At 55.1% G+C, this 25,528-nt stretch carries 16 protein-coding genes; 9 read left to right on the top strand and 7 right to left on the bottom strand.

The window, feature by feature from the left end:
- Positions 1-66: 66 nt before the first annotated feature.
- The 3 genes from Poly51_RS24190 to Poly51_RS24180 all read left to right on the top strand — a co-directional run bounded on the left by Poly51_RS24190 (position 67) and on the right by Poly51_RS24180 (position 3,294).
- Entirely contained in the window at positions 67-1,149 is a 1,083-nt protein-coding gene (locus tag Poly51_RS24190) for a lysylphosphatidylglycerol synthase transmembrane domain-containing protein (protein ID WP_146460950.1), read from the top strand.
- A gap of 139 nt (positions 1,150-1,288) precedes the next feature.
- A complete protein-coding gene (locus Poly51_RS24185) occupies positions 1,289-2,134 on the top strand; it encodes an SHOCT domain-containing protein (protein ID WP_146460948.1) in 846 nt (281 codons plus the stop codon).
- A 398-nt stretch (positions 2,135-2,532) separates the two neighbouring features.
- Positions 2,533-3,294 carry a class I SAM-dependent methyltransferase gene (locus Poly51_RS24180; protein ID WP_186775775.1) on the top strand — a complete coding sequence of 254 codons (762 nt, stop codon included), beginning with the start codon at positions 2,533-2,535 and terminating at the stop codon, positions 3,292-3,294.
- Positions 3,295-3,415: 121 nt separating this feature from the next.
- Here the strand turns inward: Poly51_RS24180 and Poly51_RS24175 are convergent, their stop codons facing one another.
- The 5 genes from Poly51_RS24175 to Poly51_RS24155 form a co-directional block, all read right to left on the bottom strand.
- Positions 3,416-4,864: a serine hydrolase gene (locus Poly51_RS24175; protein WP_186775774.1), complete on the bottom strand. Its 1,449-nt coding sequence runs from the start codon at positions 4,862-4,864 to the stop codon at positions 3,416-3,418.
- Positions 4,865-5,088: 224 nt separating this feature from the next.
- Positions 5,089-7,275 (bottom strand): serine hydrolase domain-containing protein, encoded by a 2,187-nt coding sequence (locus Poly51_RS24170; RefSeq protein WP_146460943.1) that lies wholly within the window; start codon positions 7,273-7,275, stop codon positions 5,089-5,091.
- Positions 7,265-7,789: an RNA polymerase sigma factor gene (locus Poly51_RS24165; RefSeq protein WP_146460941.1), complete on the bottom strand. Its 525-nt coding sequence runs from the start codon at positions 7,787-7,789 to the stop codon at positions 7,265-7,267. Before Poly51_RS24165 ends, Poly51_RS24170 begins: the two co-directional genes overlap by 11 nt.
- Positions 7,790-8,259: 470 nt before the next feature.
- Positions 8,260-10,899, bottom strand: a complete 2,640-nt coding sequence (locus tag Poly51_RS24160; RefSeq protein WP_186775773.1) for a DUF1588 domain-containing protein — start codon at positions 10,897-10,899, stop codon at positions 8,260-8,262.
- Positions 10,896-12,191 carry a DUF1552 domain-containing protein gene (locus Poly51_RS24155; protein WP_186775772.1) on the bottom strand — a complete coding sequence of 432 codons (1,296 nt, stop codon included), beginning with the start codon at positions 12,189-12,191 and terminating at the stop codon, positions 10,896-10,898. Before Poly51_RS24155 ends, Poly51_RS24160 begins: the two co-directional genes overlap by 4 nt.
- Positions 12,192-13,005: 814 nt before the next feature.
- Here Poly51_RS24155 and Poly51_RS24150 point away from each other — a divergent pair.
- Positions 13,006-13,674, top strand: a complete 669-nt coding sequence (locus Poly51_RS24150) for a nucleotidyltransferase family protein (RefSeq protein WP_146460935.1) — start codon at positions 13,006-13,008, stop codon at positions 13,672-13,674.
- Between the two features lie 394 nt (positions 13,675-14,068).
- On the top strand, positions 14,069-14,851 hold the full coding sequence (locus Poly51_RS24145) for an XdhC family protein (RefSeq protein WP_146460933.1): 783 nt from the start codon (positions 14,069-14,071) through the stop codon (positions 14,849-14,851).
- A gap of 94 nt (positions 14,852-14,945) precedes the next feature.
- Here the strand turns inward: Poly51_RS24145 and Poly51_RS24140 are convergent, their stop codons facing one another.
- Positions 14,946-16,547 (bottom strand): TolC family protein, encoded by a 1,602-nt coding sequence (locus Poly51_RS24140; RefSeq protein ID WP_146460931.1) that lies wholly within the window; start codon positions 16,545-16,547, stop codon positions 14,946-14,948.
- A 287-nt stretch (positions 16,548-16,834) separates the two neighbouring features.
- Between Poly51_RS24140 and Poly51_RS24135 the strand changes: the two genes are divergently transcribed.
- From Poly51_RS24135 to Poly51_RS24120, 4 genes are all read left to right on the top strand, one after another.
- Positions 16,835-18,163: an efflux RND transporter periplasmic adaptor subunit gene (locus Poly51_RS24135; protein WP_246114735.1), complete on the top strand. Its 1,329-nt coding sequence runs from the start codon at positions 16,835-16,837 to the stop codon at positions 18,161-18,163.
- Between the two features lie 105 nt (positions 18,164-18,268).
- Entirely contained in the window at positions 18,269-21,400 is a 3,132-nt protein-coding gene (locus Poly51_RS24130) for an efflux RND transporter permease subunit (protein ID WP_146460929.1), read from the top strand.
- Between the two features lie 174 nt (positions 21,401-21,574).
- On the top strand, positions 21,575-22,684 hold the full coding sequence (locus Poly51_RS24125) for an aldose epimerase family protein (protein WP_146460928.1): 1,110 nt from the start codon (positions 21,575-21,577) through the stop codon (positions 22,682-22,684).
- Between the two features lie 7 nt (positions 22,685-22,691).
- Complete coding sequence (locus Poly51_RS24120) at positions 22,692-23,465, top strand: carboxylesterase family protein (protein WP_146460926.1); 774 nt, start codon at positions 22,692-22,694, stop codon at positions 23,463-23,465.
- Here the strand turns inward: Poly51_RS24120 and Poly51_RS24115 are convergent, their stop codons facing one another.
- Positions 23,466-25,484, bottom strand: coding sequence for a tetratricopeptide repeat-containing sulfotransferase family protein (locus tag Poly51_RS24115; protein ID WP_146460925.1), 2,019 nt, complete (start codon positions 25,482-25,484; stop codon positions 23,466-23,468). It lies immediately after the preceding gene.
- Between the last annotated feature and the right edge of the window lie 44 nt (positions 25,485-25,528).

Genomic DNA, 25,528 nt, shown 5'->3' with positions numbered 1-25,528 from the left:
GGCAAATTGAGAAAGGTCCAAGGGTGTGCGTCTGGACACCCGGCGATAGGAAACTATTCTTTGGCGATGCAATCCACTGCCAAAAAATACTTCGTTAATCTAGTCAAGTTCGCTTTTCCGATCGCACTGGTCAGTTTCCTGGTTTGGCGGATCGAACCGGAACAATGGGAACAGCTAACGACTCAGCCCAAGAATTACTGGTTGCTGGCTGCTGCGCTGGTTGTCGCGTTAGGCGCGATGAGCATGTCGTTTGCCCGGTGGTGTGTGCTGGTGCGTTGCCAGGGGATCGAGCTGTCGATGTTGGAGGCGTTCCGATTGGGCTCGATCGGTTACTTGCTTTCGTTCGTGTCGGCCGGATCGGTCGGGGGCGATTTATTCAAGGCGATCTTCTTGGCGAAACGGCGACCCGGCAAGCGAGTCGCTGCCGTTGCGTCCGTGTTTGTCGACCGCGGTTCGGGCATGTACGGGCTGTTGCTTTTGGTCGCGGCCGGCTTGTTGTTTTCGAATCCGCCCGCGGCTGCCGAGTCGGCTATTGATCTGCCGAAGATCAAGATTGCGACTGCCGTTTTGATTGCCGTCGGGACCACGGTCTTGGCAGTGTTGATTCTGGGCGGACGCAGTATCGATCGATTGATCAGTTGGGGATCAACTTTGCCGGTGATCGGCCCGGTAGTGAAAACGATTGGGCCGCCGCTGCGAATGTTCCACCACCACCCGTTTGCCTTTGGACTCTCGATTTTGATGAGTTTGGGTGTTCAGGGGATGCTGGTGATCAGCATGTACTTGGTCGCTCGTGGAATGTATGCCTCGCCGCCGACGTTGGCTGATCACTTTGTGATTGTGCCGATCGGAATGCTTGCGTCCGCACTGCCGATCACTCCGGCGGGAATGGGGGTCTTGGAGCTGGTCGTCGAAACGCTTTATCGCAGCGTCCCCGCCATCCCGACGGAGGCATCGGGCACGTTGGTCGCCTTGGTGTTCGAGATCGTCAAGGTCGTAATGGCGGTCATAGGCACCGTGTTCTACTGGACCGCGGGTGCAGAGGTCCGTGAGAGTATTGAACAGGCGGAAGAACAATCCGAAGAGGGCGGCGAAGAGGGAGCCGACTCCGACGAAATCGATGGTGCCGACCCACAAACCGGCTCTTAAATTTGCATTCAACCGGGATGCCGCTTCCGGATTCGGACCCGAGCGATGACAATGGAGGTTTGTTAGGTGAGACCAGGCAAGACGTTTTCTCACTGACTTTCAACAACCATTGACGGCGGAAGCTCAGGAAAATTTCGAAGTGTCTAATCTCTCGACTGCTGGAAACCAACTCGTTCAAGAATTGTCCCAGCGATACGGTTTGTCGGCTGACGCCGTCACTCATATGTTGATCGCCGTCAGCAACGGTAATGGATCAATGGCCCAATTTGGCCACCCGGAATTTGGCGGATCTGGTCAATGGATGAGCGGCGGGATGACCATGGTCAGCGACCTGTTCAACAATCACTTGAAAAACTTGGTGAATAACCTCTGCACCGACATTTCAAACGCGTTGGCGAGTCACCAGCTGGTTGCGCCGAGCGGATCTTTTCAATCGCAAAGCCAAAGCGGCGACAATCATCAGCATCAGGCGAGCGGCCAGATGGGTTCGCAAAACAGCCTGTTCGTTCCGGACCCCGAATCGACGTGGTGGCCCAGCGAACTGGGTTCGCCCAGCGCGACGGGATCGCAAAACAACGTGAAGTATGCGTACTTCGCCAATCGAAGTCGGTTGGCGGTGAAGACCGGCGGCGGCACTTGGGTCTACGATACGTTGACGCACCAGATTGGTGGTTTCTCGCAACAACAAGGCGTCGGCGGTTCGATCACTTTCAGCAGCCAGTTCGGCGTCGTCAATCTGTCGGCATTACCGGTGGTTTGGAAGGGTATTGCACCGTACCAAGAATCACATACGCAATCGGTCCCGCCACTTGCGCCACAGCAGTCGCCACCGCCAAGCGAGACAGCGGCTTTTTCACCCAGCAGTTCACCCAACGGTGAATCGATCATCGAAACGCTTGAACGTTTGGGTGGCCTGATGGAGAAAGGCTATATCACGAAGGATGAATTCGCCGCCAAGAAAGCCGAACTTCTCGGGCGACTCTAATCGACCCATTCGTGTCATCCAATGGGAGTCACAATTCACTTGATTGCGTGTTTGCCAAAGCCCGGGCGTCGGTGCAAGGAGTCTGACGCGCGGCCGAGTTGCGATGGCGAAAGCAAATGATGTCATGGCACGTATCTTTCGAAACAGACTATCTGTAAGCTTGGCGAAATCGAAATACGAAAACTTCAGTAGACGGCTCTGCGAAGTTTCCGATTCGTTCGATTTCGGTAGCAAACGCCTCTTGGGCTGGTGCTGCTTTCGCCCCTTGCATTTGGTTTCCCATGCCTGCGACCGCGAAAAATAACCTGCAATGCCCGGTTTGTGGAATTGCTGAATTTCGGCAGCGTTTTGTGAAGAAGTCGCGATCGTTTTGGCGGTGCCAATCTTGTCAGATCGAGATGCAGCATCCACTGCCGACGCCCGACGAGTTGAAGGCTTACTACGAGGGCAGTTACGAAGACGGCATGTATACCGAATTCGCCGCGGCCGTCGAGATGAAACGAATGACGGCCCAGCGTCGGATTTTTGAAATCCGTCGGCGCTTGCCGATCGCCGGAGAATGGTTGGACGTCGGCTGCGGTGATGGCATGTTTGTCAAGGTTGCGAGTGAGCACGGTGCGACCGCTGCGGGCGTGGAGCTTTCCGATGTCGCCGTCCAGCTTGGAAAACATTCTGGCCTAGATGTTCACTGCGGGACGCTCGATTCGCTTCCCGATACTTGGAAATATGACACGATCACCGGTTTCGACGTGATCGAACACGTTCTGCAACCGGCGGAGTTCTTGCGTGACATCCATGCCCGACTGAAGGACGGCGGTCACGTCGTTCTGACACTTCCGGATATGGACAGCATCGTCCGGCGAGTGATGGGAAGCCGTTGGTACTTTTACATTCCCGAAGAACATTTGCACTATTTCAATCGCACCAACTTGGGGCAGCTACTGAAACAAGAAGGGTTCGAAGTCACCAGCGCGACACGCACGTACAAGCCGTTGACATTCAACTACTCCTTGACGCAGTTCGCCGAATATAACCCCGGCATTTATCGCGTGCTGTCAACCGCCGGCAAAGTTATCCCCGACAGGATGCGTTCCAAAATTATCCCGCTTCCCATTGGTGAGATGATGTTGGTCGCCAGAAAGATCAGTAGAGCCGTCTAAGTAAAGGTTCCCGCTGCGGCATGCGATGGTTTTTCAGCGAAACAAAGCTGCACTATTTTTGGTGTGATGGGGTGCCGATTGTCTGGGCTTTGGTTTGGCTTCCATTCGGATTGCTTCGATGTCATTCACGGATCCGTCTGGCTTTCTGGGCGAGGCCGTTTTGGTGGAGGGTCAGTTCGTACGCAGGCCCCTTCGCACGAACTCGAAACTCCAATTTCGCGTCGATGCCTCGATAGGACCACATTGTCGAAGAGTCAGCAAACACTTCTTGGGTCGGTTGATTCGTGATTCCTACCATCAAGTGACCATCGTCCAGCTTCACATCGAAGATGAAACTTGGCGTTAGTTGGTAGCGGCCGACGAGCCGATCGGGAGTGATCGCCTTGGGATCCACCGGCGGCTCGGCCTTGTTTGCCGAAGAGAGCTCCATCATCAGATGGCTCATCATTTCGTCGCAAGCAGGAAACGCTTGCGCCTGACCCGAATTGGTGCACACCACCGCAGCGAAATTGGACTGAGGCAGAACCCAAATCACAGCAAAGGAATTCGTATTCGATCCGGCGTGGGTCAGCGCGGGACCTAATCCTGTATCTAAACTTAACCAACCGCATGCGTACTTTGTTCCGGGGTTCGTATGATCGACCTGCGGCGCGTGTAAGTGATCGTACGCTTCCTGGGTTCGCAGCACCGGCGTGGGCTTCCCGCCTAAATGCCACTGTGCGTACTTGGCATAGTCTTCGATGGTCACGTTGACCGTGCCGCACGCCGCGTAGACCGTCGGGTTTTCCGCCCCCACCGTTCGCGGATCGACTGGCGTTCCATCCGCTCGGTGTCCCCACAACAGCGGTGACTGCAACTGCGCCGCCGACTTCATCGATCGAAAGTCCGCCGAATGCATTCGCAACGGATCGAAAATGTGTTTCTTCGTGAGCGATTCGAATGACTCTTGCGCACGAGTTTCGATCATCGCCGACGCGATCGCGTATCCCATATTCGAGTACGCGAACGACCCTCGCGGATGTACAGGAACCTTCGCCAATACCAGCTTCAACATGCGTCGGCGTTCCAGGACCGGTGACTGTTTTTCCGCAAAGAAACTCCCCCAAGCCTGTTTTGAGACTTCAGAAATATCGCCCGCCATTCCACTTTGGTGCGACAGCAACTCGTTCAAAGTGACGTCTCTCAATTTCGGATGGATCAAGTCATCGGTTGCTTGAGGCCAAACTTCGCTGATGGTCGTGTCCCAGTCGATCTTACCGGCTTCCACCACCGCAGCAGCCACCGTCGATGTCATCGACTTGGTGCACGAGCCCAACGGAAACCGATCGGACATTTCGACTTTGTCGGACGTCCCACGTTTTCGGTCGCCAAAGCAGGCTGAATTCACCAATCCGTCGGCGCTTACGATCGCAACGGACATCGCGGGAACGTCGTGTTTGCGACAGATCTCTGCTAGTTTTGCAGTGACCACCTTTGTCTGTTCGTCAGCAATCGAAGCTGAGCAAACACCTGCAACGACGAAGGACACGACAAGCCGAATAGCCTCTGTGTAGCTTGATGCAAATTTCATCAGAACGATTCTTCCGGGGAGTGACTTCACAAGACGAGCGGACACCGCTGTATCGTTCGTCTTGGCGTGTTTGTGGATAGCTCGCTGATCCGATCTTCCAGCTACTTGATTGGTTGCATCGGACGCGAGTTTATTACAACGCATTTAACGAAAAACTGAACAACTCGTTTGATTGCCCATGACGCACCGTGGTTGGCGTCCGCTTCCAACTACTTGGCAGAATTTTATCGGGCCTCGTTTCTAATCGCCTTGCGATTATCTTCTGTCATTGGCACGTTCTTGCGAACCGACTGTTCACCGGAGGTTAGCGATTGAACCACCAAGTTGACGTCGTTGTTCGTCGGATGCCCCATACGGGCCATCAGTTCGACCAGGTCTTCCTCAAATCGTTTTTGCCACTTGTCGCCGTAGGTTTTCCTGCTGAATTCCACGATTTCGGCCACGGAAACATCGTTCAAGAGAATCAGCTGGAACCATTCTTCCCTGAGGCGGACTTCTGGCTTTGACGCATTCCATCGCACGGCTGCGAACGGCGACAGTTTCGGGTGGTTGGCGATCGAATCGGTCGTCATGATTTTCAAGGCGGCTGCTGCGGCCATTTCCATGTCGCCGTCGTTGGACGTGATCGCGACGACCCTATTCGTCTCGGGTATGAATGCCACCTGTGCATACCAAAGGGTGTTCGACCCGTTGTGCCACCACGTTGTATACGGAATCGCCGCATCGGGTTCATTCTGGATCCATCCGCACGCGTATTGGTTGAGCTCTGGTGCGTGCAAGAACTGATAGGTTTCCGCCGACAACAGTTTGCCGTGACCCAGTTCACCTCGCATGTGTTCGGTTGCAAACGTACACATATCCTTCAGCGTCATGTGAATCGTTGCAGCCGGGCCCATGATGGGGCCGTTGTCGGTTTCGTCATCAACGGCGACCTTGCCCGCCAAACGTGTCCGGTGCCCTCGCGGCTGCGGAAGCGTTCTGTCGGGGCTGGTGGGCGGACCGAATCCGGAGCCTTTCAATTCAAGGGGCTCGAATACTTCTTGGATCACCAAGTTTTCCCAAGTAGCACCGGTCACTTTTTCGGCCATCGATCCGGCAATCGTGTAGCCGACGTTGGAATACACATTCATGGTGCCAGCCGGATACTGTGGCTTCTTGGCGATAACATCAAGAACGGCATTTCGCCGTGCAACGATACGTTCGGGGCCCATAGGAATACGAGTCGTCCAAACGCTTCTCGGAAATTGTGCCGGCGCACCGGCTGTGTCGGTCAGCAACTGATGAAGTGTGACCGCTTTCCAATCATCATGCATCGAGGAATCGGGGAACGCTTCACCCACCGAGTCCGACCATTGCAGCTGATTCGATTCGACAAGTCTTGCAATCATGGTTGCCGTGATCGCCTTAGTGATTCCACCGACGTGCCAGCGGTCACTGATTTCAACGGAAACGCCGCTGCCAAACTTTCGCTCTCCTTGAGCAGCTGCGGCTTCGACTTTCCCGTCAACCATCACCATCGCGGCGAGCCCCACCAATTCTTTCGCCTTTCTCTGCTGGCTGACGACGCGTGCCAACGGTTCCGATCTTTCGCCGCTGCTTCGGACCGAACTTTTGAAATTTGAGCCTGATACGCGACGAGCCAAGTCAACCAGCGGGCCGGCCAAAATCAGAAAGCCGACGACCGCAATGGCTGCGATCAAGTTGCGAAAGGCGGCCCCGCGATGCGAAACATTCCTGTCGACGGCAAAGGGTGAAAGCGATGCTGGGACGATCTCGTACGAATCAGCATCGCTCGCGTTGCCCGTCTCGTCGCTTAAACTTGAAAGCAGTTTTTGTAACTCTTGCCGTCGCGGTTCAAGGTCCGTCCGCACGGCACGCAGATTGATGTAGTAGACGAACGCATAGATCACAACCAAAAAGATGCCGAACAGCGTAAACGTGCCGACGAACTCCCACCATGCACTCGAAGACAACCACGATACATGGACAAAGAACGCCAAAATCGAAATGGATGGCGGAAGCAAATACCACCAGAAGATGTTTCGCAGCAACCAAATTTGGTGCTCCACCTGCTGCAACGAATCTTTCACGCTTAGGACCAACGATAGGCTCGCTTCGTCGGGTTCACACCGATGTCGAATCCGATCGACCAACAAGAACGCGGCAATCCAAAGAAGAACCGGGACCGTCAAATAAAACGTCCAAGGTGAAGAGAACTTGTGACCCAGATAGAACCACAAAGGGATCATCAGCAGTGAACCGCCCACCTCACGAACATCTCGCCAGAAGACGGTCGCTTGAAAGCTGCGTTGATGACGTTGGACTTCGTTCAATAGCAGATCAGCATGGATCGTCACCCGCGTTTGGGCCGTGTCAGCCTGCCAAGCCTGCTGGTAGATGTCAGGATCCATGTGTTTGCTCCCCCATCAAGGTACTCAACGCCTTTTTTGCACGATTCAACTTCACTCCGACGTTACTTTCGGAGATCCCCAGCACTTCCGCCATTTCTCGGTAACTTAGTTCATCCAAGTACAACAGCACCAAGGCGGCGTCCGTTTTGGGCAGTTGATGAATGGCCGCGTAGAGCTGTTCAACCGTGTCTCGATACTGGGCTTGTTCGGCGCTGTTTGGGTCCTGTGCGGCAACCGCTTGAACTTCCATCAACGGTTGCTGTCTTGATCGACGCGGTTTGTCTTTTCGGTGCCAATTCATCGCCGTCTGCAGCGCCACGCGATAGAACCAAGTCGACGGGCTGGCCTTGCCCTCAAAGTTGGTTAGCGATCGCCAGGCCTGAAGCAAGATCTCTTGCGCCAAGTCTTGGCAGTCGTCAGGTGTCAGGGTGTAGGCGCGCGCCACCTTCATCACTGAAGGGCTATGCTCTTCAAGCCAGGTCGTGAATAGCGATTCCTGATCCTTTTCAAGCACCCATCGTCTCGTTTAAGCGATATCAATCTCTCTACACAGGTATTGGTAGCTCGAGCGAGACTTTCCTTACAGCAAAAATATTTGCCGGGATCCGACCACTCGCTCGCCAACACTCAATCGGGGAACGTCGATCCGCATCGACCGTCGAAATCCGAGCAACTGATGCCCGCGCAGGTGACCAGATGTCCCATCGCGCCGGCGAGTTCGGAACTCGTTCTGCATTCCCAGACGCAGTGAGGCCGATGAACACAATCTCACGCCCCGTTGGTTTCTTGTGTGACGTGTCAGCTCAATGATGGGGCTCACTGTATCAGGGTATCACCAGACTTCTGGGCGTCGGAGAAAAACGGAACTCTGGCGAATCCGGCTACGGAGAACACTACCCGAAGCCAAGCTGACACGAAATAATTGCCTGGGGGCCTACCAACGATGCACCTATTTGGCACTCAGGTCATTGCCCGGTGCAAGTTTCATCGACGAAACGCGTCACTGCAAACGATCTCGAGAATCAGGTCTCGGATGCCAAAACCGTCTGCAGGTGAATCGCGGCAGATGGCAAGTACGTCCGCTGCGTCGTTTGGGTCGTCAAGCCGGCCCGTGGCTTGGACCAACAATTTGGAAACCAAGTTGCGCTGAACCAGCGGCACCTTCTCTACCAATAGTTTGCGCAGCTCAGAGATGTCGGCGAACGATTCACCGGACGGAAGTTGACCCGACGAGTCAACCGGGATCCAACTCTCGTTCCGCCACTCTTCTTGGCTGCCGTAGTGTGTACGGAAGCGACCGATTTCGTCGAAAGATTCCAATGCGAATCCAAGTGGGTCGATTCGTTGGTGACAGTGACGGCAACTGACGACTTCCCGATGCTTAGAGAGTTGTTCGCGGATGGTGGTCGAGCCGCGAGTATCCGGTTCAAGCGGTTCAATGTCCGGCGGTGGCGGCGAAGGAGGTGTGCCCAATAAACACTCCAGCACCCACACGCCGCGCACGACCGGTGACGTGTCGATTCCGTTCGCGCTGGCGGTCAGAATACTGGCATGCCCGAGCAATCCGCCGCGAAGCGAACTGGTCAGTTTGACTTGTCGCATCTGCAAACCCTGCACACCCGGGACCTCATACAGTCGGGCCAGCGGCGCGTTCAGGAAGGTTTGGTCTCCATCGACCAACCATCGCACGGGGCGATTTTTGGCGATCGCCTCTTCGAGGTACTTTGACGTTTCGCTTCGCATCGCGGATTCTAACTGCTCGTTGAAGTACTCCGGATGCTCGGTTAGATCGGGCGGCATCTTGCCTAGCTTGGATAGTTTCAGCCACGAATTGGCAAACGCTTCAACAAAATTCTGATGCTCGGGAAGACTCAGCAACCGCTGCGTCTCTACTTTCAATCTGCTCGGTTCACCAGATTCACTGAATCGACTGAGTTCGCCCTTGGCGGCGAGTCTGATGAGGCGGTTGTCGGGTGGGCTTTGGGTCAAAAAGTACGCCAGTCGCCGTGCCAATTCATAGTCGTCCAACGGTCCACTGCGAGTTCGGTGATAGATGAAATCGGGGCCACAAAGGATCGTCTTCAGCGCCAAGCGAGTCGCCTCCGTCGTCGACATGACCGTTTGCTTCGTCTTGAACAACTCAGCGATCATCGCAAATGACTTGTCGTCAACGGGACGTCCAGCAGCTAACGACGCGAATCGTCGGATCGCAGGCAGGACTTCGTCACCTCGCAGACTTCCGTTGAAGAGAGCTTCGTAAGGGTTTGCTGCCTCCGCACCAGCGTCGGACGGCAAGGGGCCTTCGATTTCGACTCCCGATACTCGAACGCGAGGGCCTTGGTATTCCGAATAGAACGTGGCCCAAGCTTTGGGGATGTGAATCGAATGGTCCACACCAAACGCATCGTAGGGCTTACCGGCTTGCTTGAGGCGCTCTTGTTCCTGCAGAAATTCCTCCGCCAAGACCGGACCTTTGCCTTTGTCATAGTCGGGATGCATCGTGTGGAAGACGTGGACGTATTTGCCAATGAAGTTAGGGAACGAGTCGCGGTGGTTGCTCATCAATTGGTGACGCATGTACTTCACGCGGCTCGGTCCGTTGGGATACGCCAGTCGCAAGCAATAGCCTTTGTCGACCCACACTTTTGCTTCGTACCACTGAGGGTCATCATCGCGAACCTCAAAAGACTTGAGCGTGACATCCGTCGAGTTCGTGGTGCGATGTTTGTTTATCGCCGTCGCATCGGTTGCCACAATGGCCAGCAACAACGGGTCTTCCTTGGGGACGCTGATGATACGATCAAGATAGGGATGATTCCGATTGATTGCGGACGCATGAACGCGAATGCGATAGTGTCCGGCGGCAGACGCCACACCAAACTCCTTCAACCAGAGCATCCCGCCGTGGTCAGACGGTCGCTCGTTGAGGTGTTGGTACTCGCCTTCGCGATCCTGTCCGTCTGATTGATCATGCCTTGGATCGTACGGAGCCTTCAACGCGAATATCTTTGGTTCCACTGGTTTCGCTTTCTCGAATGCCGCGTCCAGATACGCGTTGGCGGCCTCCAGGTACTTGCTCATCAAAAAGTCGCTGATCACCAATCGTTGGCCCACCGTGGTGAAGCCTTCCGCCAATTCATCGGGCGGAAAAGACACGGTGGGGTCGTCAAGCATTTGCTCCAGACCGAGCAGTCGTCGCACCGAGTGATCGTATTCGGTACGGTTGAGTCTTCGCAAAGCGACCGCGTGTGATTCATGTTCGTCCGGTGCAGGCTTGCGGCTCAGTTCCGTCGTCAAAAGCTCGATCACGGCGAGGCGCTGCTGGGCGGATGGTTGGTCGTCGGCGTCCTCGGGAGGCATATCGCCCAGGTTCATTCGGTCCAGGACTTCACGCCAAGCCTCGCGATTTCGGAAAGCGACCACATTGGATTCATTGGCCGATGAGACCAACGAACTGAAACTTCGGTCGGCCTCCTGCAGTTCGGGGCCGTGGCAATCGATGCAGAACTTGTTCAGAAAGGCGGCTGCCTGCGCGGCATGATCCAAGTTCGTGTCAGCGAGCGTCCAAGACGGCAATGACGCGACCAAGAACGCAACGGTGATGGCAATCGTCAGCTTGTTCACGCTTGCAGCTCCGACATTGTCCCCGAGGCGGTATTGAATGCATCGACGTCTTCGCATCCGAATTCTTGCAACATGGTCGTGTACAAATTGCACAACGGAATCCGTTTGCTCGAAGCCTCGGGCGCGACGATGTGGTTTCCGTGTTTGAAACCGCCACCAGCCAACAGGATCGGCAAGTTCTTGTTGCTGTGCGAGCTGGCGTTGCCCATGCCGCTGCCGCATAGCACCATCGTGCTGTCGAGCAACGGTCGTCCGTCGGGAGTCTCGATGGACTTTAGCTTGGCGATGAAGCGTGCGAATTGCTCGATCTGGTAATGTTCGATCTTGAACAAGGGCTTCAACATTCGATCCGTTTTGCCGTGATGCGAAAATGCGTGGTAGTTGCCTTGCAAACCAAGATCCGCGACCGGTAAGTTTCCGGGAATGCTAAGTGTCGCAACGCGTGTCGAATCGGTTTGTAATGCCAACGCGATGATGTCATAGAATGTGGGTAGCCGCTGTGCAAACGAACCGCCCGCGGGTGGCGACGTCATTTCAACGGTCGGCTTGGGCCGGTCGATCCATTGATCCAAGTTGGCAATGTTCTTTTCGATGTTGCGAACACTCTGCAAGTATTCGTCCAACTTGCGACGGTCGCTCGCCCCCAAGTCATTTTTCAGCGCGTCGGCTTGGCGAAAGATCACATCTAAGACACTCGCATTCTCTCGTAGGACGCGCCGGCGTTCATCGCGTTGCTGTTGAGTTTCGGTGGCGAATAACAGTTCAAACAAATCGTTTGCGCGGCTGATCGGTGGAATGTTCACGCCGGTTCGGGTCCACGACGTTTGGCATTCCAATTCGCTATCGGTGTGCCCGACGCCCGCGACAATCGATGGGATACGGACTTGGCCGACGCAGCGGTCCGCGGCGACTTGATCCACCGTGACGTTTCGATTCGCGAAACTGGATGACTGGCTGTTGCGAATTCCACTCAAGAATGAATGAACGGCTTGGTGACCGCCGGAGACGCCGTGGTCCAGATTGCTGAGCACGGTCATCTGCTCGCGATGTTGATCCATCGGTTGCAAGAGTGGCGGCAGGTCTGACAGTTTGCCCGGGTGCTCGGGGAAGAACGTCTCGGCAACAAATCCGAACGGGTTCGCGACGCAGACCATCCGTTTCACGTCTCGGATGGGATTGGATTCGCCCGCAGGCTTGTCCTGTGCGTCCGCGTCGCGTGCAAGGAGCGGCAGTGCAAGCGTTACACCTGCGCCGCGCAGCCAGCGTCGGCGGTTCATTTGGAATGAAGGCATGAGACTGCTCAATGGATATGGAAAATTGGGAACGCGTGGGTCGGATATAAAACGTTTCGGATCGGTACGAAAAGCGGTGATGGCGATCGCTGTATCGGGAATCTGCGTCTGGCATGCGAACACAAGCATTTGGCCGCTACACCCACACCTGCTTGCAGTAACAAGACAGGCTTTCCGTCAAGTCGACTCCAAGATCGCTACTTGTGTCGCAGCACCGTAAGTCGAATGATAGCCGGGGCGACGAATCAGCACTTCCTTTCCGCGGCAACCGCCCGCTGAAACGCCCGTAAAATGTAGCTTAGATGCCCTCTGGGAAGGGGCATCCCATTCCGCTCACACACGTTTGCTGCGAATGTTGTCCATCACACTCGTGATGCGTTACAGGATATACAACGTCATGCGTCAAATCGTAGCTGAAAATCCTGGTGGTGTTCCACGGCGGGTGCGACTGGCATCTTCGGCAAAAGTCGAATCCAACTCGTAATGTTCGTCGTTTTCGATCTTACTGAAGGCGAACTGCTGGACATCGACCCAACGATTGCCTCCACCAATCGTCGAAGTCAGCGTGATAAAAAACACTTCGCGCAAGTCGTGGCTATGGCCACGATGAACCCGCAGACGGGTAGCATTTACGAAGCTTTTGGAAGCAATCGCTGCTGGGGCCGTTCGTCGCTCGGCACTTCCGTCCGGGAAGCCCGCGAATACCCCGGGGAATGGACCGTGATGGACTCGTTAAGATCCAATCTTGGTTGACGGGACAGGAGCGAGTCGTTTGATGAAGTCATGTACCATTTACGATTGGGAAGTTTGATTGTTGAGTACGCCAGCCCATCCACTCAATACGTCGCGTTGCTTCGCCGTCATTCCGGCGGCGGGTGTAAGTGCGCGGATGGGGCAGCACAAGTTGCTGATGGAATGGCGAGGTCGCACGGTGATCGAAGCAGTGTTGGATACGTGGTGCGAATGCCCGTTAGCGGAAGTGGTCGTCGTCGTTCGTCAGGATGACCTGGCGCTGCAAAAGGTGCTTAGCCGCGCTGGGGGGCGAGTTCATGTTGTTTTGGCTCAGTCGCCACCACGCGACATGAAGGCTTCGCTGGTGCTTGGGTTCGAGTCCATTGAATCCAGGCATGCGATAACTGATTGCGACTATTGCTTCGTGGCACCGGCAGATCTTGTTGAGTTCAAGTGCGATGTGATCGAACGGATGGTGCGAGAGACAGAGCACGTGTCGGGTGTGCCGGTGATGGTGCCGATGTTCGGTAGCAAGGCGGGGCATCCAATTCTGCTGTCTTGGCCGGTTGTCAGGCAAGTGGCGACACTTGACGAAGACGCTGGCTTGGATCAATTGGTGAAGCGATTGCCGCCACACGCGGTGCACTTTTCGCCAGCAGATTACAGAAAAGATTTTGATACGCCGAGCGAGTATGCTGCGATGGTCGTTCGGTTCGGCGCTGGCAGTAGCGAGATCGATACAAGTAGCTAATTGTTTTTAAGACTCTGGCCCAGAAAAACCGCGATTTTAAACGACGCGTCCCTTGCCAACGAAGTCATCGCAACCAAACAGATCGTTGAGACGCTTCGCGCGGCCAAAATAACAAAGAACGAGCGCTGACTCGACGATGGTCACGACGGACGAGTATCCGAAAGAGATGAGGCTTGAACCCAATGCAATTGCTGCTGTACCGGCGGGAGTCGGCGGGTTAAAAAAAGGCGGGCTTTGTGCCGGTGCTATACAACGTGATCCTTACTCGAACCGGAAAACGTGTCCGCGACTTACCAAGTTCGGATACTGACCTGTCGTGGGTGCAGTCGTTTTGCGACTTTGGCTGGTCCTGGATTCCAAATCGCCTCCGAAACCGATCGATAACTGAACCGACGTGTACGACTACTCACAAACGCTTGCAAAGCTCGTCGCGGACGGCATTCCGTTCGTCGCCATCACCCTGGTGTCGATCCGTGGCAGTGCGCCTCAGGTCGTTGGTGCAAAAGCAATCGTGACAAAGGATGGATTGCGAGTAGGGACGGTTGGTGGTGGCAAAATCGAAGCTGCGGCGATCGACCATGGCATGAAATTGCTTGGCAGCTTGGGCCAGCCGTGCGAGCTGGTGAAATGGAATCTGCAGACCGATGTCGGAATGACCTGTGGTGGCGAGGTTCAGTTGTTGTTTGAACGGCACATCGCCAATCCTTGGTCAATCGCAGTATTTGGCGCAGGGCATATCGCGCAGAGCTTTGTGCCGTTGCTTCTGACGATGCAGTGCCGAGTGACCTGCATCGATCCGCGACAAGAATGGCTTGATCGTTTGCCACAGAATCATAAGTTGCAGATCGTTTGTACCGATGACATGGCGGGCGAGGTCGAGCGGCTATCGGATCAGACTTATTTCGTCCTGATGACGCGCGGTCATGCGAGCGACCTGCCGATTCTTGCCAGGATATTGTCGACGTTTCAGCCGCCCTTTGTGGGTGTGATCGGCAGCGAGCAGAAAGCGAGTATCTTGCGTAGAGAACTTGCAAAGCAGGGCTTCGAACCATCCGTGATCGATTCTTATCACTGCCCGCTTGGGCTGCCGATTGGCGACAATACGCCAGCTGAAATTTCAATCAGCATTTCTGCCCAACTGTTGCAGGTAAGAGACTCAATTGCCGGACGCAAGTAAACCGGCGTCGCTGGAAACAGCAGTCCGCCCAACACGAAACCCGTATCGCGGCGTTGGTGTTACTGTGGCCGCTTCAGGACTGTGCGACCCCGAACTACATACCCGATGGTGTTGTCACGGGCCAACCGAGTGCCCATTGCAACTGGAACTGGGACTGGTTGTGATCGACAACAGCCCGCAGGTACGCCCGCTGGGCCGTTTCCAAAGTCTGCAACGACTGCAGCACTTCAAGCGGTAGGCCTTGGCCATCGCGAATACGCGAAAGATTCAGGTCGAAGGATTGTTGAGCAGTTTGGATCGCTTGTTCCGTAATGCTGATTTGTTGGCGGCGAAACTGAATTTGAGCATGCGCTTCGGAGACTTCCAACGCCACTTGGTCCATGACTCTTAGCTTTTCATAACGGGCCTGTTGGACTCGCGATGAAGATTCCTGGCGAGCGGCTCGCTCACCCAAGCCAAGGTTTCGGATTTGCCACGACATCAGCGCGTCGACATCGTATCGCCCGTCAACGTTGTCGATCGAATTGCCGATTCCACCGCCGAAACCGCCGGTGCTAAATCCCATCAGGACACTGGGGACGAACGGAGCGAATTTTTCGCGTTGGTAGGCTTCGCAAGCCGCGGCTACCAAGGCTTGCGATTCTTTCAATTCCGGACGGGTCGCCAAACCCATGCTGATCAATTGCGACTTGTCGTTTTGGTCCATCGCCAAATCGATTGGTACAACCGTTACATCCATCGGCCGAATCGATGCGCGGCTGTCTAGGCTGATCGCTTGGGCCAGACGAGCCGAAGCCAAAGCGATTCGCTCTTGCGACGCAACGACGCGATTCTGAATCAGGCTTAGTTCTGTTTGCATCCGTTTCGCATCCGCTTTCAAGCCTTCACCGGCTTCGGCGAAATCGGATGTCACGCTGGACAGATCTGCCATTCGCTGGCGTGACTGTTCAACGATCTGGTTATCTTGGTGAGCGTCGAGCAGGTCGATGTAGGCATTGGCGGCGGTCAGCAGTTGTCGGTTGACGACTGCGCTGGCGGCGTGACTTTGAGCCCAAGCGGTCTTTTCGGCAATTTCAGGCTGAAAGATCGCGTCGGCCAAATGGAACTGAGCAACCAGACCGGGACGAGGTGTCGTGCCCGCACCCGTCGCGCCAGTGCCCAGTCCGTACTGGAACGAGTTTCGGTTGACGTCGATGATGCTTCCGTCACTCGCTTGGTAATTTCCGTCATGGCGATGGAAACTCAAGCCACCTTGGATCGACGGTAACCACAATGCCTCGGCCCGTGCGAGCGTTGCGTAGGCTTCGCGAACCCGCCACTGGGCGACGCCGACGGCCGGGTGTGAACCGCCGATCATCGCAAGCGCCGATGGCAGGTTCATATCGATCGAATCGTCGATCGAAACGGCCCCGTAGCTGACACTCTGTTTGATCGGGGTGACCGTTGTCCCGTCTTCGAGCAGGGTCACCGGGACGATGCCGGAAAGCGATACTTCGGCTTGGTCGATTTCGGATTGTTCGGCATTGGCCAAACCGATCATCGGGGCAGGCACGGGAACCGATTCTTGCGGTGATTCGCTGACTGACTGAATCGCGGGATGCGTCGTGGCAACGGTCGGCAGGTGGGCTGTGAAGGGTGCACTTCCCGCACAACCGGCAAATCCGAAAACACCAAGCGCATAAAGCAAACGGGGCATCCTGCCCTCCTATTTTTCGCGGTTGGCACGCCGAGGTATCCGTACCAGGACGCGGGCCGATCCGAACGAAGTGGTTCTACGGAAAATACTTCGGATCCCGGTTGATCGGATCAGAACTCTGGATTTCGATGGATCGAACGTATCGCCGAAAAAGCCGACGAAATATCGCCTTATGTCAACTATGCTGAACTGTCCCATCAGCGAAGCTTCGCCGCCCGTCTCAGTCGTAGCGATTGTCCGGCTTGCACCTCACGCTCAAAATCCCTTCCCGTAACAAATTGAGTTCGATGAATCATTCGGTTTTCGGCTGCCCGCGTCTGTGTGTTGGGTTTGTGATTGCTCTCGTTGGAATCGTTGGGTGTTCGCAGCCCCGAACGGTCACAACCAAAGACAATGCGACAACCACGGTGCGAGTCAAAACGGTCAACGTTGCTGCTGTAGCGATTCGGAAAACGACGCTACAACCGGCATCGGTCGACGCCTACTATCGGGCAGAGGTTCGTGCCAAGGCATACGGTTTTGTCACCGAAATCAAATCCGACCTGGGGGACTTCGTTCAGTTCGGCGATGTGTTGGCGGTGATCGATGTTCCTGAGCTATCGAAGGAACGGGCGATGATCGAGGCTCGGATTTTACGGTTGATGGCCGAAGAACGTCGATCCCAAGCGGGGGTCCAGCTTGCCGCCGCACGCGTTCGATCGTCGGAAGCCCAGCTAGCCGAAACGAAATCGCAAATGAGCGGGGCCGAGGCTTCGCTAGCAGCATCGGAAGCTGAGTTTCAACGCACCGATGACCTCGTTCGACGTGGTTCGTTACAACAACGCATGCTAGATGAATCACGTCTGGGCCGCGATTCGGAAGCTGCCCGCAAGCAAGCAATGAGTGCGTCGATCGATTCGGCACAAGCCGAAGTCGAGGTCGCTCAGGCGCAGGCGATTTCGGCACAATCGGATTTCGAAGCCGCTGTTGCAGAAACGCAGATCACTCGACGCGAGTTAGAACTGCTTGATGTTCGTTTGGAATACGCCACGGTGCGTTCCCCGATTTCTGGGGTCGTGACGCATCGCGGCGTGGAGATGGGCGATTTGGTCCGCGAACAAAGCGAAGTGGGTAGCGGCGGACCGTTGTTCGTCATCAGCCAAGTCGACAAGGTCCGTGTCCGCATTCCCGTTCCCGAATCCGATGCACCGTTCGTCAGACAAGGGGACGGCGTCACGCTGTCCTTTCCGTCGTTTGCCGGCGAAGAACCAATCAACTCAGTCGTAACCCGGCGGGCCGGAAGTCTTGACCCGAGCACCCGAACGATGATGGTCGAAGTCGAAATGGATAACACCGAAGGCCGAATGTTGCCTGGAATGTTCGGCCAAGCGTTGATCCGTATCGGTGAAGAACAAGCGACGAATACGCTACCCGCACAAGCGATTCGCTTTCGCGAAGACGGCACTGCGTATGTGTACGTGGTCAGCGGCGATGATGCGGTCACCATCGCGCAAGTTACGGTCGGAACCGACGACGGGAATCAGATCGAAATTCTTTCGGGCGTCAAAGCCGGACAACGTGTCATCGGCCCGCATTTGCAGCGATTCGTTGACGGTCAAATAGTCAAACCGCTTTAGGTTTGCGCACTTGGCCGTTCTTTGACGGTCGTCTTGCACGGGTTTGATAATTTCAGAGTCCCCAGTCGCTTTCTTTCGCGGCTGACTACATAGAGATTTCGTTCGATGGGTTTGATTCGATTTTCGCTCAACAATCGCTTCGCTGTGCTGGCGTCCGCGATCGCGCTCAGTGTCCTCGGTGCTGCGGTCATTCCGGGGATCACGATCGATATCCTGCCCGACTTCAAGAAGCCGGTCGTCGTCAGCTTTTTCTCGTATCCGGGTCTGCCGACGTTGGATATGGAAAAGTCGGTGACCGCTCGTGTCGAACGAGCGTTGACATTGGCGGGCAAGATCGAGCATCAAGAATCACGCACGGTCCCCGGCGCGGCCGTCATCAAAGTCTTTTTCCAGCCCGGCGCTGATGCGAGTTCGGCGATGAACGATATCGTCAATCTTGAAGCAAGCGACATGTTCCACTTGCCGCCGGGGATCGAGTGGCCGTTTACACTGCGCAGCGAACCGGCCAATTTGCCCGTTGTGCTGGCCGCCATCTCTGGCGAAGGTCTCAGCGAATCCGAGCTCTACACGATCGGATATTACGCCGTTCGAAACAAAATGGGCGGCCTGAAGGGCGTCCAAATTCCGCACCCGTTCGGCGGTAAGTTTCGACAGATGATGGTCTACGTGGACCCGCACAAGCTTCGCGCCTACCACGTCAGCACGTCCGAAGTCGTCGAGGCGATGCAGAAGTCCAACTTGGTGTTGGCTGCCGGGACAGCTCGCATGGGCGGAACCGACTATCAAGTCCATCCTCGCAACACGCTGCCGGATACCGCTGAAATCGAAGCGATCCCGATAGCCGTTCGCGACGGTCGCCCCATCTTCATTCGTGACGTCGCACGCGTCGTCGACGATGCCGCACTTCAATACAACATTGTCCGAGTCAACGGAAAACGCAGCGTCTATTGTCCGTTGTTGCGCGAGCCGGGTGAGAATACGATTGAAGTCGTGGACCGAATCTACGATGGGATCGCGGCCGAAATTCCCAAGATGAAAGAGCGGGGCGACATTCCCGAGGCAACGGAAGTCACGTTGGTCTCGGACCAATCCAGCTACATTCGCAACGCGATGCGGAACTTGTTGAATCAAGTCGGACTCGGTGCGCTGTTGGTCAGCGTCATTGTGATGATTTTCTTGCGCCGCTTCATGCCAACGATCATCATCGTTTCGACGATCTTGTTGGCGATCTTGATCGGAGCCCTCGGTTTCGCGTTCACGGGCCAGACAATCAACGTGATGACGCTGGGTGGGATCGCGTTGGCTATCGGAACGGTTGTGGACGCGGGGATCGTCGTCGTAGAAAACATCATCCGTCATCAACGGATGGGCAAGTCAGCCGTCGACGCTGCATTCGACGGTACCAGCGAAGTCTCGGGCGCGATTTTGGCGGGAACACTGACGACGCTCGCCGTATTCCTTCCGGCCGTATTTTTAACCGGCATGATCAAGTACCTGTTCGCGCCATTGTCGTTGGCTGCCGTGTTGACGATTGGTGCTTCGTATTTTCTGGCACTGACGGTTGTACCAGCTTTCTGCGCGACGCTCGTGCGTGAAAAACTGATGATGTCGGATGAAAAGTCATCGGACGACGAAGCTGAATTGAGCGGGTTCTATGCCGGCGTTCTGAGTTCGGCGATGAAAGTCCCCGTGCTGACCTCGGTGATGATCGTGGGTTGTGTGGGCGCATCGTTTTTGTTGTGGCCACGAATTGGTACCGAACTATTCCCCGAAGTCGATGCGGGCAGCTTTGAATTGCGAATCAAAACACTGCCCGGGACAGCGCTGGATCAAACGGAAGCCTTGGTGATGCGGCTCGAAGATACCATCCAAGAGATGATCCCCGCGGAACAAATCGAAACGATCATTGCCAACATCGGATTGCCGGTCGGCAAGGGCGCAGGGTTTTCGACTGTCTTGAGTTCGAACTCGGGACCCGACACGGCCTACTTGATTGTCAACTTAAAACAGCAAGGGCGATCCGAAAGTACCAGTCACTACATTGGGTTGCTCCGCGAAAAGCTTGCACAAGAGTATCCGCTTGAGCAGTTTCTGTTTGTGTCGGGCGGTATTGTCAACATGGCCTTGAACGAAGGTGTGCCGACTCCCATCAGCGTTCAGGTTTCGGCGGGTTCGCTGCAACAGTGTCGCGACGCAGCCGAGCGAATCGTGGATGCCGTTCGACCGATTGCCGGCACCGAGGATGTGCAGATTGCACAATCGTTGGACTATCCCCAGTTTGACGTTCAAGTCGACCGAACCCGTGCCAAGTACTTGGGCGTTGACCAAGAACAGGTAGCGAAGACGGTGCTTACAGCGCTGGGTTCCAGCGTCGGATACTCGCCAACGATTTGGATCGACCCCAAATCGGGCACGGACTTTTTCATGGGCGTACAGTACGAGTCGAACGATTTCGAGTCGTTGGAAGACGTACGAAACATCCCTTTGTCTTTGGAAACTCCCGACGGACCGATCACGATTCCGTTGTCGAACATCGCCACGGTCAGCCGAGTGAACATTCCCGGTGAGATTCAGCATTACAACATCGCTCGTGTGAACGACGTACACGTCAACGTCGTCAATCGTGATATCGGATCCGTCGCGGCCGATATTGAAACGGCGCTCGCAGACATGGAGTTCGAAAACGGTGTCTCGGTCAGCCTGCGTGGTCCGGTCGAGACCATGCGTTCGGGCATGAAGCTTTTGGGCATCGGTTTGGCCGTCGCTGCTTTCTTGGTCTATTTGGTCTTGATGGCCCAGTTCCGGTCGTTCACCGATCCACTGATCATCATGTTGGCTGTGCCGCTGGGGATCGGCGGCGTACTGGTCGTGCTGTACTTGACCAACACGAACTTGAATATCCAATCGTTGATGGGCACGCTGATGATGATCGGCGTCGTGGTCAATAACTCGATTCTATTGGTCGATTTTGCCAACCGACGACGTCAGCAAGGTATGTCGGCCCATGATGCTGCGATGGCGGCGGCCCAAGTACGACTGCGTCCAATTTTGATGACGTCGCTAACGTTGGTCGCTTCGATGTTGCCCTTGGCTTTCTTGTGGGCGCCCGGTAACGAGGCAATGATCCCGCTGGCGCGTGCGTTGCTGGGCGGCATGGTTGTATCGACTCTATTGACATTGATTCTGGTGCCGTGCGTCTACTCGCTCGTCCACCGCAACTCGGTGGCGCCCGCCTAATCGAGGCGACCGGAGACTGATTTCGATTCTTTTCGCCGGAAGAAAGCTCAATGGATCGATACTGTGTCTCATTGCCACCGGTCATCGATGCGATGAAAATGGTCGGGCAGCGGTAGAGAGGCATTGGCTTCTCTGTCGGTGATTCCTACCGATTACTCGTTCGCGGACGACGACATGAAAAACACCTTGCTAGGCCTTTGCGCCCTCTTTTTTTGCTCCAACGTGTCGATCGCCCAGGTGATTGTCAACGACTTCGACAGCATCAAGCTGTACACATTGACGAATGATTCGGGGATGACTGTGAAGGTCACCAACTACGGTGCGATCATCACGTCCATCATGGTTCCCGATCGCAATGGGAAGGTCGGCGATGTAGCGTTGGGGTACAACCGCGTCGAAGACTATATCAATGCAGTCGACAAGCCCTACTTTGGTGCCATCGTCGGAAGATATGGAAATCGCATCGCCAAAGGTGCCTTCTCGATCGGTGACAAAACCTACGCGCTGGCGACGAACAATAACGCAAACCACCTTCACGGCGGGGTGATCGGGTTCGACAAAGTGGTTTGGGATGCAAAGCCGATCGAGGGCGACGGATTCACGGGGTTGGAACTTTCGTACCTTGCCAAGGATATGGAGGAAGGATACCCCGGCAATTTGCAAGTGACGGTGACCTACCAATGGAATAATAAGAATGAGTTGTCCGTGAACTATCACGCGTCGACCGACAAGTCGACACCGGTGAACTTGACACAGCACACGTACTTCAACCTGAAGGGCGAAGGCGAAGGAACGATCCTGGATCACGAGTTGATGCTCAATGCGAAGACCTACACTCCCGTCGATTCAGGTTTGATCCCGACGGGAAAAATGCCCAACGTCGAAGGCACGCCATTTGACTTTACCGTGTCAAAGCCGATCGGTCGTGACGTCGGGGCATCGGACGAGCAACTCGAGTTCGGACTCGGTTACGATCACAACTTCGTCCTTGACAAACCGTACGGCGAGATGGGGCTTGCCGCGCGGGTTTACGAGCCGACGACGGGCCGCGTGATGGAGATCACGACCACCGAGCCGGGTATTCAATTCTATTGCGGAAACTTTTTAGACGGTCGATTGAAGGGCAAGGCAGGGAAAACCTATCTGCACCGTGGTGGCTTTTGTCTGGAAACCCAACACTATCCCGACAGCCCCAATCAGCCGAATTTCCCGTCCACGATCATCAAGCCTGGTAAGGATTACCAGACCAAGACGACTTTCAAGTTCTCAACTCAAAAGAAGTAGTGCTGCGATGTTTGTGTTTGAACGTTTCTATTCAATCGTCGTTGGGGCGCTTGCTGTTTTTGCATCCATAGCAAACGCCGGTGATCAAACGGTGGAACGATTCGACAACCAAGGAGCTTCGACTCTTCACTATCTGCTGTACCAACCCGATTTGGATAGCCAAGCGGTTGCGCAAGTACGAACCGAAGATGGACGAATCCCGCTGCTGTTGTTCTTGCACGGTGGCGGCGAAGGCGGTGACAACATCGAAAAAGTCAAAATGCACGGCCCGCCGCGGCTGATCAAAGAGGGTAAGGACTTTCCGTTCTTTGTTGTCTCGCCTCAGAATCCCAGCACCACTCAGTTCTGGGATGATCAGTCATTGATGGCTTTAGTTGATCATCTTGTTGATCGATACGCCGTCGATCCGTCACGCATCTATTTGACGGGGATGAGTCGCGGTGGGTTCGGCGCTTGGCGTTTGGCGATCCAGAATCCCGATCGCTTCGCTTGTTTGGTGCCAATTTGCGGTGGTGGTGACCCGCCCTATGTCCGAAAGATCAAGCAAATGCCGATTTGGGTATTTCACGGCCAACGAGATGACATGATTCCGATCTCAGAATCGGAACAAATGGTGGACGCGCTGCGGGAGCTTGGAAACGACGTCAAGTTTACGGTCTATCCGAACGCGAAGCACGATGCGTGGACCGAGACCTACGGCAACGACGATCTGTATACCTGGATGCTCGAACAACGTATTGCGATACAACCTCAATCGGATCAAACACGACCCGCTAAATGACTAGATGTCGAGTGGAGGTTGATGCAGCGAATCTAAGATTGGTTGCAGATGATGTTCGAATCGACGCCACTTTTGAACGGAAGTCGCATACATCGGTTGTCGAACTTGCCACTTGCTTGGCGTGTGGACCGAACGCTCGTTTTCATGAAAATCAATGCAAGCAGGGTCCCACGGCAACCCGCAATGATCGATCATTCCACGAGCGACGCGTTCACAATCGGCGACGGTCTCTTCGTAAGTGATGTTATGGATTCGAATCGGCAGCGCTTCCTCGAAGTGGGCCATCATTTGCCGATAGCGTCGATAGTAAAGAGAAAGCGATTCAAGATCGCAAAAGGGCGGATTCAGGTTTTGACAGTAGCAAGAAACCAACACGTCCATCGGATCGCGTTGACAGTGAATCACGATTGCGTTTGGGAACAGCAACGCGATCAAGCCGAGGTGCATGAAATTGGTCGGCATCTTGTCGGTGACAAAGGTTTCGTTCGGTCCAAATGTCTTCAGTTGGTCGAGATAGTCATTGGCATGCCGTTGAATGCGATATTGGTCAGTATCCCACAAACACTTGGGGTAATTTGAAACGGGGCCGTGGGCGATGCCGCGCGCGTCATTTGATTCGTTTTCGATGGTTCGTCGAATATTGTTGATCGTCTTGAGTTCACCCGCGCCCGCGATCGCCGGATGGCTGGTAAGAATTTGCTCAGTCAGGGTTGTTCCCGATCTCGGCATCCCCACGACGAAGATCGGTCTCACCGAATCACGTCGAATGCCGACATTCGCATTGGCTCGATAGAATTCGGGAGTGAAGAAACTGATCGAAGCCTCGGCAATACGCTTTAGCGGTGCGCGGTCGGATGCCGGTCGTGGTTTGGGTGACTCGGCCGAGTCAAGTGATCGCTGATGTCCGGGTTTTAACCGGTTTGCCGTGTCAAAATGCTTCCACGCGCGATCGTACTCGCCGAGATCGTCGAAGATTTTTCCGAGAGCAAATTCCAGATGGACGCGGTCGCGAAGTGGAAGCTCTGGTTCCTTCAGCCGAGACTCTAACATTGTCACGTAGTCGCTGGTCTTCGGTTCGGCTTTGAACTTTCGAGTTCGAGTGTACCGAAAGTGGGTTGCCGCGTGATGGGGATCCATGTCGATTGCGGATTCGAATTGTTCGATGGCTTGGGAAATGTTCCCGCTGTCGACGTTCGCATTGGCAAGATGCGTTAGAGCAAAAGACGACTGAGGATCAAGTCGAACGGCATGTCCGTACGATTGACGCGCCCGGTCGAATTGCTCGAGTTGGCCTTCGAGTCTTCCCTGTCGGATGTAGCTATCGGATCGCGGAGCGGCACGATTGGCTGTTTGCAGGCAACGCAGGCGTTCTCGAACGATGCGTTGCTTCGCGACTCGCATATTCTTCCGTCCAAGGACGATGCTGCGACGCCTCAACAGTCGCGCGAGTGTGCGATTGATTTGGGGATTGTTGCGATCGCGCATCAACGCAACACGTAGCGTGTGAATCGCATCATCGAGGCGGCGGTGACGCACAAAAACATGCGTCAGGTCGAGCACCGATGCACAGGTCGCATTGCTGACGGCGATGGCTCGCTGATGGCGCTCCATCGCGAGCTCCGGTTGACGATTCGCACTGGCAATTCGGCCTAGTACGGTCCAGCACTCGGCAGCGCGTGGTTCTAGCTTGACGGTACGATTGAGAAGCAGTGCTGCTTGATCCAAATCGTCTTGAAGGACGCAGGCATAGCCCGCGACTTGAAGGACGATTCCGATGCAATCCGCGTCGCCCAAGAATCGCAGGAGGTAGTTGAGCGATTCCTTCGGCCGTTTTTCGATCAAATCCCAAACGGCAACGACCGCGTTCGCTACGGCATCAGTGTGATCGACGCGAGATCTTCGTCGTGCTTCACGAAGACGGTCGGCTGGAGTTCCCGACAGACTCGGATCCATCAAACCGCATGCGCGGACGAATAGCCGATCCAGGTGGTCTGGATGAATAACAGAAGTCGCAAGCATGAAGGGACTCGAGAGGCGTTGATGACAGAGAGCCAGCGGATGAC

The sequence above is a fragment of the Rubripirellula tenax genome (assembly GCF_007860125.1).
Taxonomy (GTDB): Bacteria; Planctomycetota; Planctomycetia; order Pirellulales; family Pirellulaceae; genus Rubripirellula; species Rubripirellula tenax.
Note: the sequence above shows the minus strand (reverse complement) of the source record. Positions and strands in the feature narration are given on the sequence as shown.

Bases quoted from the DNA above. Each gene is read 5' to 3' on its own strand.
- Poly51_RS24180 (WP_186775775.1), top strand. From the start codon at position 2,533: ATGCAGCATCCACTGCCGACGCCCGACGAGTTGAAGGCTTACTACGAG.
- Poly51_RS24190 (WP_146460950.1), top strand. From the start codon at position 67: ATGCAATCCACTGCCAAAAAATACTTCGTTAATCTAGTCAAGTTCGCT.
- Poly51_RS24115 (WP_146460925.1), bottom strand. From the start codon at position 25,484: ATGCTTGCGACTTCTGTTATTCATCCAGACCACCTGGATCGGCTATTC.
- Poly51_RS24155 (WP_186775772.1), bottom strand. From the start codon at position 12,191: ATGCCTTCATTCCAAATGAACCGCCGACGCTGGCTGCGCGGCGCAGGT.
- Poly51_RS24140 (WP_146460931.1), bottom strand. From the start codon at position 16,547: ATGCCCCGTTTGCTTTATGCGCTTGGTGTTTTCGGATTTGCCGGTTGT.
- Poly51_RS24120 (WP_146460926.1), top strand. From the start codon at position 22,692: ATGTTTGTGTTTGAACGTTTCTATTCAATCGTCGTTGGGGCGCTTGCT.
- Poly51_RS24130 (WP_146460929.1), top strand. From the start codon at position 18,269: ATGGGTTTGATTCGATTTTCGCTCAACAATCGCTTCGCTGTGCTGGCG.
- Poly51_RS24175 (WP_186775774.1), bottom strand. From the start codon at position 4,864: ATGAAATTTGCATCAAGCTACACAGAGGCTATTCGGCTTGTCGTGTCC.
- Poly51_RS24125 (WP_146460928.1), top strand. From the start codon at position 21,575: ATGAAAAACACCTTGCTAGGCCTTTGCGCCCTCTTTTTTTGCTCCAAC.
- Poly51_RS24135 (WP_246114735.1), top strand. From the start codon at position 16,835: ATGAATCATTCGGTTTTCGGCTGCCCGCGTCTGTGTGTTGGGTTTGTG.
- Poly51_RS24170 (WP_146460943.1), bottom strand. From the start codon at position 7,275: ATGGATCCTGACATCTACCAGCAGGCTTGGCAGGCTGACACGGCCCAA.